The sequence below is a fragment of the Streptomyces hilarionis genome (assembly GCF_024539675.1).
GTDB lineage: Bacteria > Actinomycetota > Actinomycetes > Streptomycetales > Streptomycetaceae > Streptomyces > Streptomyces hilarionis.
The window spans coordinates 20,054-33,903 of record NZ_JAHHIT010000100.1; the positions used below are offsets into that span (position 1 = coordinate 20,054).

The window sequence follows — 13,850 nt, forward strand, 5'->3', positions numbered from 1 at the left end:
GAGCTCCGGCAGCGCCACCGCCGGTCCTCAGTGGCGGTACGCGGCTGTCGCGATCTTGACGAATGACCGGGTCAACGGGTTGGTGTCTCCCTCGTTGCACACCGCCACCACTCGGGACGGCGCCATGTCGATCAGCGGCACCACGGTGAACTCCGCGGGCAGGTCGTGTCCGAGCGGGGCCAGGCCGACCGTGCCGTTCCACAGCACAGCCTGCAGGCATTCCTGTACGGCGCGCACCACAGGTCCCTCGCGCGGGCTGCCGCCGTTCCAGTACGACTGCCAGATGGGGTCGGTGCCCTGCGGGAACTGGAACCAGCGGCGGTCGCGCAGCTCAGCCAGCCGCAGCTCGTCGCGGCGGGCCAGCGGATCGTCGGCGCGCAGGACGACGCCGACCGGATCGGTGCGCAGCGCATGCACCGTCAGGGCGGTCTCGTCGAACGGCGCCCGGGTGAGGGCGACGTCGACCAGCCCGGCGCGCAGTCCGCACGTCGGGTCGGTCAGATCGGCGTCGCGGATGCGGATGTCGACTCCGGGGTGCTTGCGCCGGTAGGCCGCGGCCAGCCGGGCCACTCCCGGGTCGCCGCCGTCGCCCAGGATGCCGACGGTGACGGTCGCGACGCCGGCTGCCGCGCCCACGCGTTCCCGGACGCGGTCGGCGTGTTCGAGGAGGGCTCGCGCCTCGTCGAGCAGCACCGCGCCCACCGCGGTGAGGGTGACGCCGGTGGTCGACCGGGCGAAGAGCAGCGCCCCGACCTCGGCTTCCAACTGCTTGATCGCCCGGCTCAGCGGCGGCTGACTCATGTGCAGTCGGGTGGCGGCCCGGCCGAAGTGAAGTTCCTCGGCGACCGCCACGAAGTAGCGCAAGGTCCGTAGCTCCACTCTGCAACGATACCCATCAGGTATCGGCTCCGCTGAATGGGTCTTGGACACCGCGAGTCCCCGGCGCTGCACTGGTGAACATGATCGAAACAGCGAAGACCAGCGAGTCGCAGGCCGACCCCGCCGTATCGGTGGTGGGTCCCCATGAAGGCGAGACGATCGTTCTGGGCGCCACGCGCATGCGCGTTCTGGAGGACGGCAGCCACACCGGGCACCGCCTCGCGATCGCCGAGTCCGTCCTCGCCCCCCGTACGCAGGGTCCGCCGCAGCACCGCCACGGCCAACACGACGAAGGCTTCTACATCATCTCCGGCACCGTGCGGTTCACCGTCGGGGACGAGAACCACGACGCCACCGCGGGGACGCTCGTCATGGTTCCGCCCGGGGCCCCGCACACCTTCGCCAACCCGACCGACGAACCCGCCGTCATGCTCAGCACCTTCACACCCGACCTGTATGTGCAGTACTTCCGCGACCTTCAGGAGGTGCTCGCATCCGGGCAGCCGCTGACGCCGCAGACCAACATCGACACTATGAGCCGCTACGCGACACAGCCCGCCACCGGCCTCGCATGAAGTCAGCCGGCGGAGCGGAAAGGGCCGGCCGCCCTCCTTGCAACCTCCGGGGCCCGCGGTGCTCCCGGCCTTCGCGTCCGTCCCCCCTCGGACGACGGACCGGCCGTCTCCCGGGGCTTCCCCGGCACTCGACGCAATCGACACGACCCCCGCGAACCCGGGACCCCCTGAACGGAAACCATGAACACCGCTTACTGGATCGTCGCGGGACTGCTCGCGCTCTTCTACTTCTACGCAGGCACGCTGAAGGTGATCCGCAGCCGCGATCAACTCCGACCGATGATGGCTTGGGTCGACCGTATGTCCCTGCCCTCCCTCAGGGCGCTGGGGGCGGTCGAGATACTCGGTGCGGCCGGTCTCGTCCTGCCACCGCTGAGCGGTACCACTCCTTGGCTCGCGTCGGCCGCAGCCATCGGCTTCGTACTTCTCCAGATCGGTGCGATCGCCGTTCACCTGACCGGAGAAGACCGCCGGATCGCACTCAATGTCGGCCTCACCGCCACCGCGGCCGTGACCGCCTGGCTGGCCACCGGACTGTGATCGCGGCTCGGTCCAGGGCCGAGCGCCGTCAGCAGCCCCGCCGCCGCCAGCCGCCGGGCGTCCACCAGCCGGAGGCCACTGCCCCGGCCGGCCGTCTCACGCCCGCGCTCATCAGGCGGTGGTGTGTTCCGCGACCGGGGGAGTGGCGGTGTGCGCCTCGGGGGCGGCGGCGCGCAGTGCTGCTTCGACACGGCGGTTGCTGGTCATGGACGCCGTGACGGCCGTCATCGTCAGGAGGAGGCCCGCGGCGGCGTAGAGCGGGGTGCGGACGTCGTAGGCGGTGGCCAGCCAGCCGCCGAGGAAGGCCCCGAAGGGGGCGGCGCACATGGCCAGCATGCGGGAGGTGGAGGCGACCCGGCCCATGAGGCGGGCCGGGACGATCGCCTGCCGCAGGGAGGGGCCGAGGACCATGGTGGCTCCCATGCCGGCTCCGCAGACGCCGAGCGCCGCTCCGGCCACGTAGGGGTTCGGCGCGGCGGCGAGGCCCAGGATGGCAAGCCCTTCGACGGCGGCCGTGCAGGTCAGTGCGGTGCCCGTGCCCAGGCGCCGGCCGAGGGCGGAGGCGATGCCGGCGCCGAGCAGACCACCGGTGGCCTCCGCCGTGAGGAGCAGGCCGAAGCCGTAGGCGTCGATGCCGAGGCGGTCGTGCGCGAAGAGGGCCAGGACGGTCTCCACGGCGAGGAAGGCGACGTTGCCGACCGCCGGGCGCAGGGCGAGCCCGAGCAGTACCCGGTCGCGGAAGACGTACGAAGCTCCGGCCCGTGCCTGCCGGAGCAGTGACTCGCGGGCCTCCGGGACGGGACGGGGCAGGGCGGGCAGCGTTCGGACGAGCAGGGCGGAGAGCAGGAACGACACCGCGTCGGCCAGCAGCGGAACCGCCCGTCCGAGGGCGAGCAGTGCGCTGCCCGCGGGCGGGCCCGCGAAGCCCGACATGGCGGTCTGGGCGCCGCGCAGGCGGGAGTTGGCGCGCTCGAGGAGCGCGGGCTCGCGGCGGAGCAGGTCCGGCAGGAAGGCGGTGGCGGCCGTGTCGAAGAAGAGGCCGCCGAGGCCGAGCAGGAAGGCGACGGCCGCGAGCAGCGCGATGCTCAGCATGTCGAGCGCGGCCGCCGCCGCCACGGTCGCGAGCAGCGCCGCACGCGCGGTGTCCGCGACCCACATCGTGCGTCGGCGGTCCCAGCGGTCCACCAGCGCGCCGCCGAGCACTCCGAAGAGCAGCCAGGGCAGGGTGCCGGCGGCCGTGACGACGGCGAGCGCCATCGGATCCCGTGTCAGCGTCAGGGCGATGAGCGGCAGCGCGGCGTGCGTGACCCCGTCGCCGAGCGAGGAGATCGTCTGGGCGCTCCACAGCCGTCCGAACCCGGGCGGCAGCTTCCGTATGTCCGAGGTCACTTGGCGCTCCCTTCGGCCTGCGCGCGCGACGCCGGGTGGAACAGCGCGAAGACGAGTGAGGCGTCCGGCAGCGAGGGGTCGGAGAGTTCCCGGTACTCGTCCGCGAGTGCCTGGAGCCGTGCTCCCAGTTGGGCGAACTGCTCGTCGGTGAGCCGCAGATGGGCCATGCGCACGTGGCGCTCGCCGTCCGCCGGGGCCGCCTCCAGGTCGGCCACCGCGTGCCGCATCAGCATGTCCGGGCCTCCTTCGCCCGGGTCGGGCAGGGTGATCGTGCGGGCGGCCATGGCGTAGTACCGCTCGGTGACGCCCCGGACCTTCCGCGTCCGTACCACCTTGACCAGGCCGGCCCGCTCCAGCAGTCGCACGTGGTAGCTGGAGCTTCCCTTCGCGAGGCCCACCCGGTCGGCGATCTGCGTGATCGTCGCCGGCTCGAAGCGGAGCACGGCCATGATCCGGTGGCGGGTGAGGTTGGAGACGGCGCGCAGTTGCTCGTCCGTGGTGACGTGGAAGGTCTCGGGGAGGTCGTCGTCGGTAGGCATGCGAGTAATGGTCAACGTTTCTTGACCATTGAGCAAGGGGTTTTCGCGCATACGTGCACCCGGCAGGCGCGCACCTCGCGGAAACGCCTTGTCGGTGGCGTGCAAGAGGCCCTCGCTGGAGATGAGTTGCGCTTGTCTGCGGCCGCACGAATACCCGGTGCGGGCCCGGCCCGGCGGGGCGGGCGGGGGGCGTGGTGGAGGGCGGCCGCAGGGTCGCTTGAGTCGCTGTCCACCGGCCAATGCAAAACCCTGATGGTATTTCAGTCTTTGTGGCCGAACCTGTCGCAGCGCGGCAGCGACCGAAGGCCAGCGACCGGGCGGGGGTTGGGTCGCTCTTGGTCGCCGACCGGAAGCAGCAGGTCAGGGGCTTGTCGTGGGGTGGTCAGCGACCGAAGCGACTCAAGGGCCGGGTATATGAGGGCATTGGCGCGTGCGTGCGCGTGTGCGCGTGTGCGTCATATATAGAGACCTAGAGTCGCTTCGGTCGCTGATTCACGATCCGTGACCCTGTGACCTGCGCTGTCTGTCATGACGGAGAAAGCGACCGACGAAGTCTGGGTCGCTGGGGCGGTCGCACTTCAGTCGCTGCACCCCCAGAAGAAGCCCGTTCACCGCCCGTTCGCTTCGCTACTCTGTCCTCGTTGCTCAGTCGCTTGGGTCGCTGACGGGGGGTGCGATGGCCTCTGAGCTGGGGGAGTGTCGTAGTCATGCACCACAACCGGCGTTAGCCGGACGGTCGCTGTCCATCGCCCGATGGTGCGCCGCCCAGGGCTGGCCGGTCCATCCGCTCGCGCCGGGACGCAAGACCCCGGCGGGCAACTGCGACGCCTGCCGGACACCGGGACACACGCACCGGGGATGCGGCTGCGTCGCGGCAGGTCGCTGGTGCCACGGGTTCCACGCCGCGACCCTCAACCACGACCGGGTCAAGCAGTGGTGGGGCGCCCACCCGGGCCTGGGCGTCGGCATCGCCTGCGGGCCCGCCCGTCTCGTCGTCCTCGACATCGACGCCCACGAGCACCCGCTGCCGCACAGGGACCGTCTCCTGCCGGGCATCGACATCTCGCCGGACGTCGACCTGACGGGCCTGGCCAACGGGTTCCACACGATCGGGGTCCTCGCCGCACTGCGCGGCGCCGTCACCCCGGCGGACGACGAGAGCACCCTGCGGGTCCGCACCCCCTCGGGAGGCCTGCACGTGTGGTACCGGGCCCGGCCGGGGCACCGCTGGCAGTGCTCCACCGGGTCGGGCGCCCGCGCGCTGGCCTGGCAGGTCGACGTCCGGGCCCACGGCGGGTACATCGTCGCCCCCGGCACCGTGACCGAGGCCGGGGCGTACCGGGCCGTGGGAACGGTGCGGGCGCCCGCACCGCTGCCGGACTGGCTCGCCCGGGAACTCGAACGGACCGGGCACCTGCCGCCCGCGGCCGTACCGTCGCCCAGGCCGGTGCCGCCCCGGGCCCGGCAGGCCGTGCTCGCCGCCGGGGGCGGCCAGGACGGCGCCGTCCGCCTCCTGGCCGCGCTGCTCGCCGAGGTGGCCGCCTGCGCCGCCGCCCCCGAGGGCGCCGGCTTCTCCGAGAAGCTGAACCGCGCCGCCTACACCGCCGGAGGACTGGTGGCCGCCGGACGGCTGGACGGGACGGAGGCCGAACGCCTGCTGCGGGAGACGGCCCAACTGGCCCGACCGGGACAGCAACGGCGCCATGAAGCCATCATCCGCAGCGGCGTGAACGCCGGCACGCTGCGACCGCTGCACTCGGAGGGGCGCGCATGACGTCAGGCAACGGCAACACCCTCTTCGACCCGCAGGCGGTGGCCGCCCAGATCCTGTACGCCCAGCCCGGGCAGAAGACCCCGCAGCACGGCACGGCCGGCACCACCGGTCCGGCCGTCACGAACGGCGCGGCCGTCACGAACGGCGCGAACGGGCAGGAGCGTTGTACGCCGGGGCGGGACAAGGGCGGGCAGGGCGAGGTGAGCGCCGACGGGCTGCTGCCGGACACCCTCAGCGACCGCGGCAACGCCAAACTCTTCGTCAAGCTGTACGCCGGGGACTACCGGCACGTGCCCGGCCTCGGCTGGTTCCGGTGGGACCGCACCCGCTGGCGCATGGACGAGGACGACACCGTCATGTGGGCCGCCGGCGACCTGGCCGAGTCCCTGGCCGCCACCGACCCCCGCGGCCACTTCACCTCGACCGCCCTGCAACAGCACCGCAGACGGGCCCTGAGCACCAGCGGCATGAACGCGATGCTCACCCAGGCCAGATCCGCCCCCGGCATGGTGCTCGGCGCCGCCCTGCTGGACGCCGACCCCTACGTGCTGTGCACGCCCGGCGGCATCGTCGACCTGCGGACCGGGGCCCTTCGGACACCCGATCCCAACAAGGACTTCCACTCCCGCTCCACCACCGTGGCCCCCGAGCCGATACCCACCCCCCGCTGGCAGCGGTTCCTCACCGACACCTTCGGCGACGGCCCCGAGGGCGCGGAGATGATCGGCTTCCTGCACCTGCTGCTCGGCTACTCCATCACCGGGGACGTGGGCGGCCAGGTGATGCCGTTCCTGTTCGGCTCCGGCAAGAACGGCAAGTCGGTGCTCCTGGACGCGCTGGTGAAGCTGCTGGGCGACTACGCCGACGCGGCCCCGCCCGGTTTCCTGATGGCCCGCCCCTACGAGGGCCACCCCACCGACCTCGCCGAACTGCACGGCCGCCGCGTCATCGTGTGCAGCGAGGTCAAGCCCGGCGACCGGTTCGACGAGGCCCGCGTCAAACTGCTCACCGGCGGGGACCGCATCAAGGCCCGCCGGATGCGCCAGGACTTCTTCAGCTTCGCCCCCACCCACAAACTGTGGCTGCTGGGCAACCACCGGCCCGAAGTGGGCACCGGCGGCTTCGCGTTCTGGCGCCGGATGCGTCTCATCCCGTTCGAGCGCGTGGTCTCCGACGACCACAAGATCGACAACCTCGCCGACGTCCTCGTCACCGAGGAAGGCCCCGGCATCCTCAACTGGCTGATCATGGGCGCGCGCCGCTACCTGGCGGGCGAACGCGGCCTCGCCGGCCCCGAACGCGTCAGGATCGCCACCACCGCCTACGCCGAGACGGAGGACCACACCGGCCGGTTCCTGAGCGAGTCGTGCCGGCTCGAACCCCCGCTGAGAGCCGAACAAGCCCAGCTGTACGCCGCCTACAAGACGTGGTGTCAGAATGACGGGGCCCCGGCCGTCTCGTCCCGCGCCTTCGCGGCAAGGGTCCGGGAGGTCGTCGGACTGGCCTCGCCCAAGGAGATGATCCTGTCCAACCAGCGGAAGTACTACCCGGGTATCGGACTGGTCGCCGACGAGGAGACAGCATGAGCGCTCTCATCGGAGAGGACGAGATCTTCCATGAGGCCCAACTGGTCTGGCTGGAGGACATAGCCGGTCTCGACTACGTCCGTCAGAGCCTGGACCGGCTGCCGACCCGACGGGGCAAGCCGGCCTACCACCGCGACGGACGCATGGTCGGATACGCGTTGCTCGGGCCGCAGGCCAAGCCGTCCCGCTCGTCGGGCACCTTCCGCCGTCGGGTCTTCTGGCTGCTCCCGCACGACCGGGACGCCGAGCCGGAGGGGCTGTACGCCACCGGGGCGCCCGCGGAGGCCGTCGACCCGCGCACCCTGTCGCCGGGGAGCAAAGGACGCAAGACGGAGCGGTCGGAGGGCGGCCCCCTGTCGTCGGCGGCGCCGGATCCGGGGAAGCAGCTCTGGCTCTAGCGGGCGGCCCGCCCCGGCGGCTCGCCGGCTTGGATGTACGGCGGAGGCGGAGGGCGGGCGACAGGCGCTCGGGCGGCCGGGCGGCCTTCGTACGCGGTACTCCGGCCCCGGCAGCCCCGGCAGCCCCTGCAGCCTGGGCCCCCGCGTCCGCGGCTCCACCGAGGCGCTGCGCCCCGCCTCGGGTGGGATTCGTGCACGGCCGCGCCGTCTCCGTATACGGCCGCGTAGCCCCATACATCGACGGCGACCCTCGTGTACAGCCACGCCGGGCGCGGTGATGGTTCGCACCTGCATACGGAAGGCCCCTCCGGGCGGCCGTCCGCCTTGGCGGCCGTTCGCACTGGCATATGCGCGGAGCACGCGGCCGACGGCTCGCCTGCGACGGTCGGCGGCGTCGATGTCGTCCCCGTTACGCCAACGGGCGTCCGCATGACGTTCCTGTTGTTCGCCGTGTGCGGGCACCCGCCTCGGGCGGAACCGGGGGAGTCGTCGCCTTCGTCCTCGGTCGTGAGGGCGGCGGCGTGCAGGGGGTGCGCGTTGCTGTCGGGAACTGTTGGGGGCACGGTGATGATCGTCTCCGGGGGCCGAGGGGAACGGTCCGGATTCGTGACAATGTGCAGGCCTTGAAAAGAACCGTCCAATCGGTATATTCCTTGGCGACAGCCGCTCCGACCGCTCTGCGGACGGGTCGGCTTCCAACGTCACTGCAGGGGGAGGGGCGTGCGACGTGTGCATTCTTCCCAGGCCGGACCGGCCCTCGCCGTCCCTCCGAACCCCCTGCCGCTGCACATCGAGGTCAAGGGGAGGTCCTACGGTGAACAGTTGTGTGCGTGCGCAGGTCGTGATCGTGGGGGGAGGCCCCGTCGGCATGTTGCTGGCGGCCGAGCTGGGGGACTACGGGGTCGCCACCGTCCTGCTGGAAGCCCGGGCGTCCGTGTCCGAGCGCCCCAAGGCCTCGGTGCTGCACGCCCGGGCACTGCAAGGGCTCGCCCGGCGCGGGTACTTCAGCGAACTCGTCCCCAGGGCCGCCACGGCGACGGGAGAGACCGAGGCCCCCTTCCGCTTCGCCGGCGTACCCGGCCTGTCCCTCACCGCCCCGGCCTCCGAGCCCGGCCCCCTCTTGAAGCGTCCTCAGGCCGAGCTCGAGCGCCTCTTCGAACAGCGGGCGCGGGCCGCGGGCGTCCGGGTGCTGCGCGAGCACCGCGTGACCGGGGTGAGCCAGGACCAGGACGGCGTCCGCGTCCTGGCGGACGGTCCCTCGGGGCGCGTCGAGTGCACCGCCCGCTACCTGGTGGGGGCGGACGGCGGCCGCAGCATCGTCCGGGAGCTCGCGGGCCTCACCTCGCAGACCTACCCGGCGACGACCTCCGGGCTGGCCGGGCTGGTGACGCTGCGGGACGCGGCCGACCTGCCGTCGGGCTGGCACCGCACCCCGCGCGGCTGGATCGTCGCCCGCGAGATCCCTGGCGACGGCACCCACATCAAGACCCTGGACTGCTCCCGCGCCCACCCCGAGCGCCATCTGCCGCCCACCGCGCGGGAACTGCACGACGAGATCAGCCGGATCGCCGGGAAGGAGATCGCCTTCTCTCGGCCGCGCTGGCTCAGCCGGTTCAGCGACTTCGCCCAGCTCGCCCGCTCCTACCGGCACGGGCGGGTCTTCCTGGCGGGGGACGCGGCCCACATGCACTTCCCCGTCGGCGCCCTCGGGCTGAGCACCGGCGTGCAGGACGCCCTCAACCTGGGCTGGAAGCTCGCCTTCGCGGTGCGCGGCCTCGCGGGGGAGGGCCTGCTCGACACCTACGACGCCGAGCGCCGGCCGGCCGCCCGCAGCGTCATCGACAACACGCGGGCCCAGCTCGCCCTGATGCGCTCGGGACCCGAAGTCGACGCCCTGAACGCCCTGTTCGCCCAGCTGGTCGCCGCGGACCGGGGGAGCCGGCACCTCAGTGACCTGATCAGCGGCCAGGACATGGTCCTGCCCCCACGCACCCCTTGCGCCTCCCCCTGGGAAGGAAGGTTTCTGCAGAACCTGGCGCTCCAGACGCGGGAGGGCCGCACGGACGTGATCGGACTGCTGAGAGCGGGACGACCGCTGGTGCTCCTCTTCGGCGAGAACGGCGGCCGCCACCTTCCACAGGCCCGCGACTGGGCCCAGGCGGTGAGCACCGTCCACGTCGAACCCACCGACCGGATCCCGTGCGACGCCCTGCTCGTACGGCCCGACGGCTATGTCGCCTGGGCCTCCGCCCCGGGCGGAGACTCCCTGGAGGACGCGCTCGAGCTGTACTTCGGCGCCCGGCCGGCCCCGCCCGTCCAGCAACTGGCCATGACGGGAGCGGGCGCCGGCGTGGGTGTGGGTGTGGGCGCGTTCAGCTGACGGCTGCCGCCGGCTGCCGGTCCAGCCGCCGCCGGATCTCGTCGTAGATCGCCTCACCCCGCGACTCGGACAGGTCCAGCAGCGCGAGGACGGACGGCCCGGCGATCCCGGGGAACAGGTGGTGCAGCAGCGCGGAGGTCCTGAACCGCAGGTCCTCGTAGTCGCTGACCACCTGGGACATGGACTGCACACCCGCGAAGGTGCTCACCACGATGTCGGCGGTCACGGAGGGCACGACATGCGGCAGCAGCTCGCCCTGGGCCCGCGCCTTCTCCAGCAGCTCGCAGCACACGGAACTCCAGCGCACGAACGGGCCGCTGCGATCCAGGCCCGTCGCATGCTGGTCCATGGTCAGCCGCACGCCCGCGCGCACCATCGGGTCGGACTGGAGACGGTAGGCGTGCAGCAGCACCGCGTCCGCCAGCTCCTGCAACTTGTAGTCACGGTCGGGGATCACGAACCGCTGGTCCTGCTCGTTGAGCACGCCCTGGGCCAGCTGTTCCTTCGACTCGAAGTGGAAGTACAGGGCGCCCTTGGTCACACCGGCGGCGCTGAGGATCTCGGAGATGGTCGCGGCCTGGTAGCCGCGCTCTTCGAAGACCTTCGCCGCTGCCTCGAGGATGATCCTGCGCGTGCGGAACGCACGCTCCTGCTTCACCACTTGGCAGTCCTCCCGTTCGTGGAGATCACATCGGTCAGCGGAGCCCAGGGCCGCCTTCATCAAAAAACCGCCCAGTTTGTATCTTACAACCGGTGGTGCGCGCGGCCTCAAGAGTCGGGCAGTAAGCGCTTCGCACACCGGTGCCTGACCAGCGCAGGAGGACATCGGTGATTCTCGTGACAGGCGCCACCGGCACGACGGGCCGGGAGGTGCTGCGGGGCCTCCCCGCCGGCCTCCCGGTGCGGGTCATGGCCCGCAACCCCGCGCGGGTGCAGCAGACGGCCCACCGGGCCGAGGTCGTCGCCGGCGACTACGGCGATCCGCGCTCGCTGGAGCGTGCCCTGCGCGGGGTGAGCCGCGCGTTCCTTCTCACCAGCCGGGTCGGCGGCGACGACGACGCCCGCTTTCTGCGCGCCGCGCGATCGGCCGGCGTACGGCACGTGGTCAAGGTGTCGGCTGCCGCCGTCGCGGACGCCGACGCGCACGACCTCGTCACCCGCTGGCAGCGTGCCAACGAGGAGCTGCTGCTGAGCAGCGGGATGCGGTGGACGCTGCTGCGCCCGCGCGCCTTCATGTCCAACACGTTGTGCTGGGCGCCGTCCATCGCCTCCGAGCGGGTGGTACGCGCCCTCTACGGCACGTCGGTCAACGCGTGCGTCGATCCGCGGGACGTCGCGGCCGCGGCGGTGTGCGCGCTGACCGAGTCCGGACACGAAGGGCGGATCCACACCCTGACGGGGCCCGAGCCGATCAGCGCGGTCGAGCAGACGGCCCAGCTCGGCCGGCTGCTGGACCGCCCCCTGCGCTTCGAGGAACTCTCCCCGGACCAAGCCCGCGCCCGGCTGAGCGGACGTCATCCCGCCGACGTCGTCGAGGCGTTGCTGGCCTCGGCGCGGCGGCAGCGGGCGGGGGCGAAGGTGCGCGTGGAGGACACGGTCCGCCGCCTGACCGGCCACCCGGCCCGCCCGTTCACGACATGGGCCGAGGACCACCTGACGGCCTTTGCCGCCGGGGGGTAGGCGGGCGGAGGGCGGTGAGGGCATCGCCTGAACACCACCTCGCTCGGCATCCGGGACCATGGCCCCGCCGGCACGGGCCACGTGCTCGCTTCGCCTGCGGTACGCGGCCGGCAGGGGCCGGAGGGGTGTTCTGGGTGCGGTTCTCCAAGGGCGTGCGCGGCCACCACGGGCCGCGAACTGCCGATGCCGTGCCCTAACCGGGGGCGTACCGGAACCTTCCCGGGGCCGAGCCGGCGGAACGGCTGGTGCGGGGGCTTCCGCGGTCCGGGAGGCGGCCTGCGGCGGCCGTCTCCCGGACCTGACGGCGGGCAGGTCCGCGGTGGTGGTCTTCTCGGTGTGGTGAGTTCGGTGGGGTCAGTCGGACGGGATGGCGTGCAGGGTGGAGGTGAAGACGGGTCGGCCTTCCTGGCGGCCGGTGACGAGGACCGTCTCCGCTTCGTCGGGTGACGTCATGGGCAGGCGCAGGGCGTCGATCATGCAGGGCAGGTCCAGTTCCGCGTACTTCAGGAACGCGCAGTCGAGGCCGAGCGGCAGGATCGAGGGTCTGCCCAGGACCGCGGTGGCCGCCTGGCGGGCGGCCTCGAGGAGCACCATGCCCGGGACGTGGTCGACCTGGTGGTCGAAGAGGACGGGGTGGCGGGTGTCCATGCGCAGCTGCCAGCGGTCCGGCTCGCCGGTGGGGGAGAGGACCACGTCGGTGGGCGACAGACGCCCCACGGTCGACGGGGCCACCGGCGCCGTCAGCGGCAGGGGGCGGTGGGCGGGGTCGAAGACGCGCTGCGGACGCAGCCGTCGGTAGACGGCCGGCGCGATGACGGTGAAGGAGATCTGCCCCGACGCGGCGAGCCGCCCCTCGCGCAGCACCCTGGTCTCGTAGCACATGCCGGTCAGCCGCTCGCCGCGCTTCCTGACGTCGGTACAGGTGACGTCGAGATCCAGTGCGGCGGGCGCGCCGCCGACGCCGATCTCCTCGGGATGCACCGTGAGGGTCAGCTCGTCCATCAGGAACTGGTGTCCGAGGGGGACGCCGAACTCGGCGTGGGCGAGCAGGGCGCCGATCTGACGGATCGTTTCAGCGGCCATCATGGGGTCGTGGTGGGTCCTGTTCGCCGTGGTGAAGAAGCTGTGGCCCCGCGGCCACTGGGCGGTCATCGCGAAGCGGGTGTCGCTCAGGCGCTGCCAGCCGGTGAGCATGACCTCGGCGACGGCCGCCCGGTGCACCAGCTCCCGGGGGACCGTCGTGGTCAGGTGGCCGTTGAGCAGCGCCGGCGACCAGAAGAAAGGGGACTGGACGTCTCGTACCGCTGTCTGCTCGATCGACGCACCTTCGAACCGGAACGTGCTCGCAGTCATCGCTCCCCCTGGACGAGATGGGTGATGTGCCGTGGGGGAGAAAAATAAAGGGCAACCGGGTTTGTTTCCAGAGGAATCGGGGCCTCCGGGCGCGATCGTTGGGCGACGCGGTCCGCGGCCGCTGCCACGGGTCCGCGCGATCCGTTGATCCTCCAGCGTTTCTCCAGCTCAGGGCCCGGACGCCGGCTCCGGCCGTTCGATCCGGCGCCTCAAGCGGCATTGAAGCGTCTCTGTAGCACGGTGCCGCACGGTGGCCGGAACCGAAAGGAGCCGGACATGGACGAGGCGGGCGTCATGGCGCCCCTCGCGCTGCGGGTCGAGCGCGGGCGGGCCGACGACGACGAACTGGCGGCGGTGGCCGTCGTGCTGTGCTCGGTTCTGGCCGGGCGGGCGGAGGCGGACCGTCGGCAGGAGCCGCTTCCCGAGGTCCCGCCGTGGCGCCGTCCGGAGCGGGCCGGCGTGCAATGGCGCTCGCCGTTCTGCTGGCGATAGGAGCCATGTGCGCCCGGCCGCAGGCCGACAGGCGCTTTGTCCAGGGCTGATTCATGTCTGCGCGCCCTCACGCCCCCTGTGAACCGCATATGCGGTTTGTTAATCTGGGCACAGTCCGGCCGCGCTCATGAGGGAGGGAGGCACAGTGACGGTCCTCAACGACATTCCCCAGGTGACCGCCGAACCTTCGGACGCGCGTGGGCGCGTGGCGGAGCTGCACGGTATCCGGGCGCAGGCGCTGGCCGGTCCGAGCGAGAAGGCGACC

Annotated in this window: 13 protein-coding genes; 8 read left to right on the top strand and 5 right to left on the bottom strand. The window is 72.1% G+C overall.

Annotated elements, in window-relative coordinates; translation table 11 throughout:
• Positions 1-27: 27 nt before the first annotated feature.
• Complete coding sequence (locus KMS84_RS24035) at positions 28-879, bottom strand: LysR family transcriptional regulator (protein ID WP_256918509.1); 852 nt, start codon at positions 877-879, stop codon at positions 28-30.
• An 80-nt stretch (positions 880-959) separates the two neighbouring features.
• Between KMS84_RS24035 and KMS84_RS24040 the strand changes: the two genes are divergently transcribed.
• Both KMS84_RS24040 and KMS84_RS24045 read left to right on the top strand, forming a co-directional pair.
• Entirely contained in the window at positions 960-1,454 is a 495-nt protein-coding gene (locus KMS84_RS24040; RefSeq protein WP_256918510.1) for a cupin domain-containing protein, read from the top strand.
• Positions 1,455-1,634: 180 nt separating this feature from the next.
• Positions 1,635-1,994, top strand: coding sequence for a DoxX family protein (locus KMS84_RS24045; protein ID WP_256918511.1), 360 nt, complete (start codon positions 1,635-1,637; stop codon positions 1,992-1,994).
• 111 nt (positions 1,995-2,105) lie between these two features.
• Here the strand turns inward: KMS84_RS24045 and KMS84_RS24050 are convergent, their stop codons facing one another.
• Positions 2,106-3,383 (bottom strand): MFS transporter, encoded by a 1,278-nt coding sequence (locus KMS84_RS24050; protein WP_256918512.1) that lies wholly within the window; start codon positions 3,381-3,383, stop codon positions 2,106-2,108.
• Complete coding sequence (locus KMS84_RS24055; protein ID WP_256918513.1) at positions 3,380-3,922, bottom strand: ArsR/SmtB family transcription factor; 543 nt, start codon at positions 3,920-3,922, stop codon at positions 3,380-3,382. The genes KMS84_RS24050 and KMS84_RS24055 overlap by 4 nt, the downstream gene beginning before the upstream one ends.
• A gap of 676 nt (positions 3,923-4,598) precedes the next feature.
• Between KMS84_RS24055 and KMS84_RS24060 the strand changes: the two genes are divergently transcribed.
• From KMS84_RS24060 to KMS84_RS24075, 4 genes are all read left to right on the top strand, one after another.
• On the top strand, positions 4,599-5,696 hold the full coding sequence (locus KMS84_RS24060) for a bifunctional DNA primase/polymerase (RefSeq protein ID WP_256918514.1): 1,098 nt from the start codon (positions 4,599-4,601) through the stop codon (positions 5,694-5,696).
• Positions 5,693-7,282, top strand: coding sequence for a DNA primase family protein (locus KMS84_RS24065; protein ID WP_256918515.1), 1,590 nt, complete (start codon positions 5,693-5,695; stop codon positions 7,280-7,282). Before KMS84_RS24060 ends, KMS84_RS24065 begins: the two co-directional genes overlap by 4 nt.
• Positions 7,279-7,680, top strand: coding sequence for a DUF6009 family protein (locus KMS84_RS24070; RefSeq protein WP_256918516.1), 402 nt, complete (start codon positions 7,279-7,281; stop codon positions 7,678-7,680). Before KMS84_RS24065 ends, KMS84_RS24070 begins: the two co-directional genes overlap by 4 nt.
• 826 nt (positions 7,681-8,506) lie before the next feature.
• The gene (locus KMS84_RS24075) at positions 8,507-10,060 is read left to right on the top strand and encodes an FAD-dependent monooxygenase (RefSeq protein ID WP_308287977.1); all 1,554 of its coding nucleotides are present in this window, start codon (positions 8,507-8,509) and stop codon (positions 10,058-10,060) included.
• Here the strand turns inward: KMS84_RS24075 and KMS84_RS24080 are convergent.
• Positions 10,053-10,721 carry a ScbR family autoregulator-binding transcription factor gene (locus KMS84_RS24080; protein WP_256918517.1) on the bottom strand — a complete coding sequence of 223 codons (669 nt, stop codon included), beginning with the start codon at positions 10,719-10,721 and terminating at the stop codon, positions 10,053-10,055. The two genes, KMS84_RS24075 and KMS84_RS24080, sit on opposite strands and share 8 nt — an antisense overlap.
• 167 nt (positions 10,722-10,888) lie before the next feature.
• Here KMS84_RS24080 and KMS84_RS24085 point away from each other — a divergent pair, with 167 nt between their 5' ends.
• Positions 10,889-11,740, top strand: coding sequence for an NAD(P)H-binding protein (locus KMS84_RS24085; RefSeq protein ID WP_256918518.1), 852 nt, complete (start codon positions 10,889-10,891; stop codon positions 11,738-11,740).
• Positions 11,741-12,094: 354 nt separating this feature from the next.
• On the opposite strand, the gene KMS84_RS24090 is transcribed toward KMS84_RS24085, so the two are convergent.
• Positions 12,095-13,093, bottom strand: coding sequence for a ScbA/BarX family gamma-butyrolactone biosynthesis protein (locus KMS84_RS24090; RefSeq protein ID WP_256918519.1), 999 nt, complete (start codon positions 13,091-13,093; stop codon positions 12,095-12,097).
• A 276-nt stretch (positions 13,094-13,369) separates the two neighbouring features.
• Here KMS84_RS24090 and KMS84_RS24095 point away from each other — a divergent pair, with 276 nt between their 5' ends.
• A complete protein-coding gene (locus tag KMS84_RS24095) occupies positions 13,370-13,585 on the top strand; it encodes an acyl-CoA carboxylase subunit epsilon (RefSeq protein WP_256918520.1) in 216 nt (71 codons plus the stop codon).
• Positions 13,586-13,850: the final 265 nt, after the last annotated feature.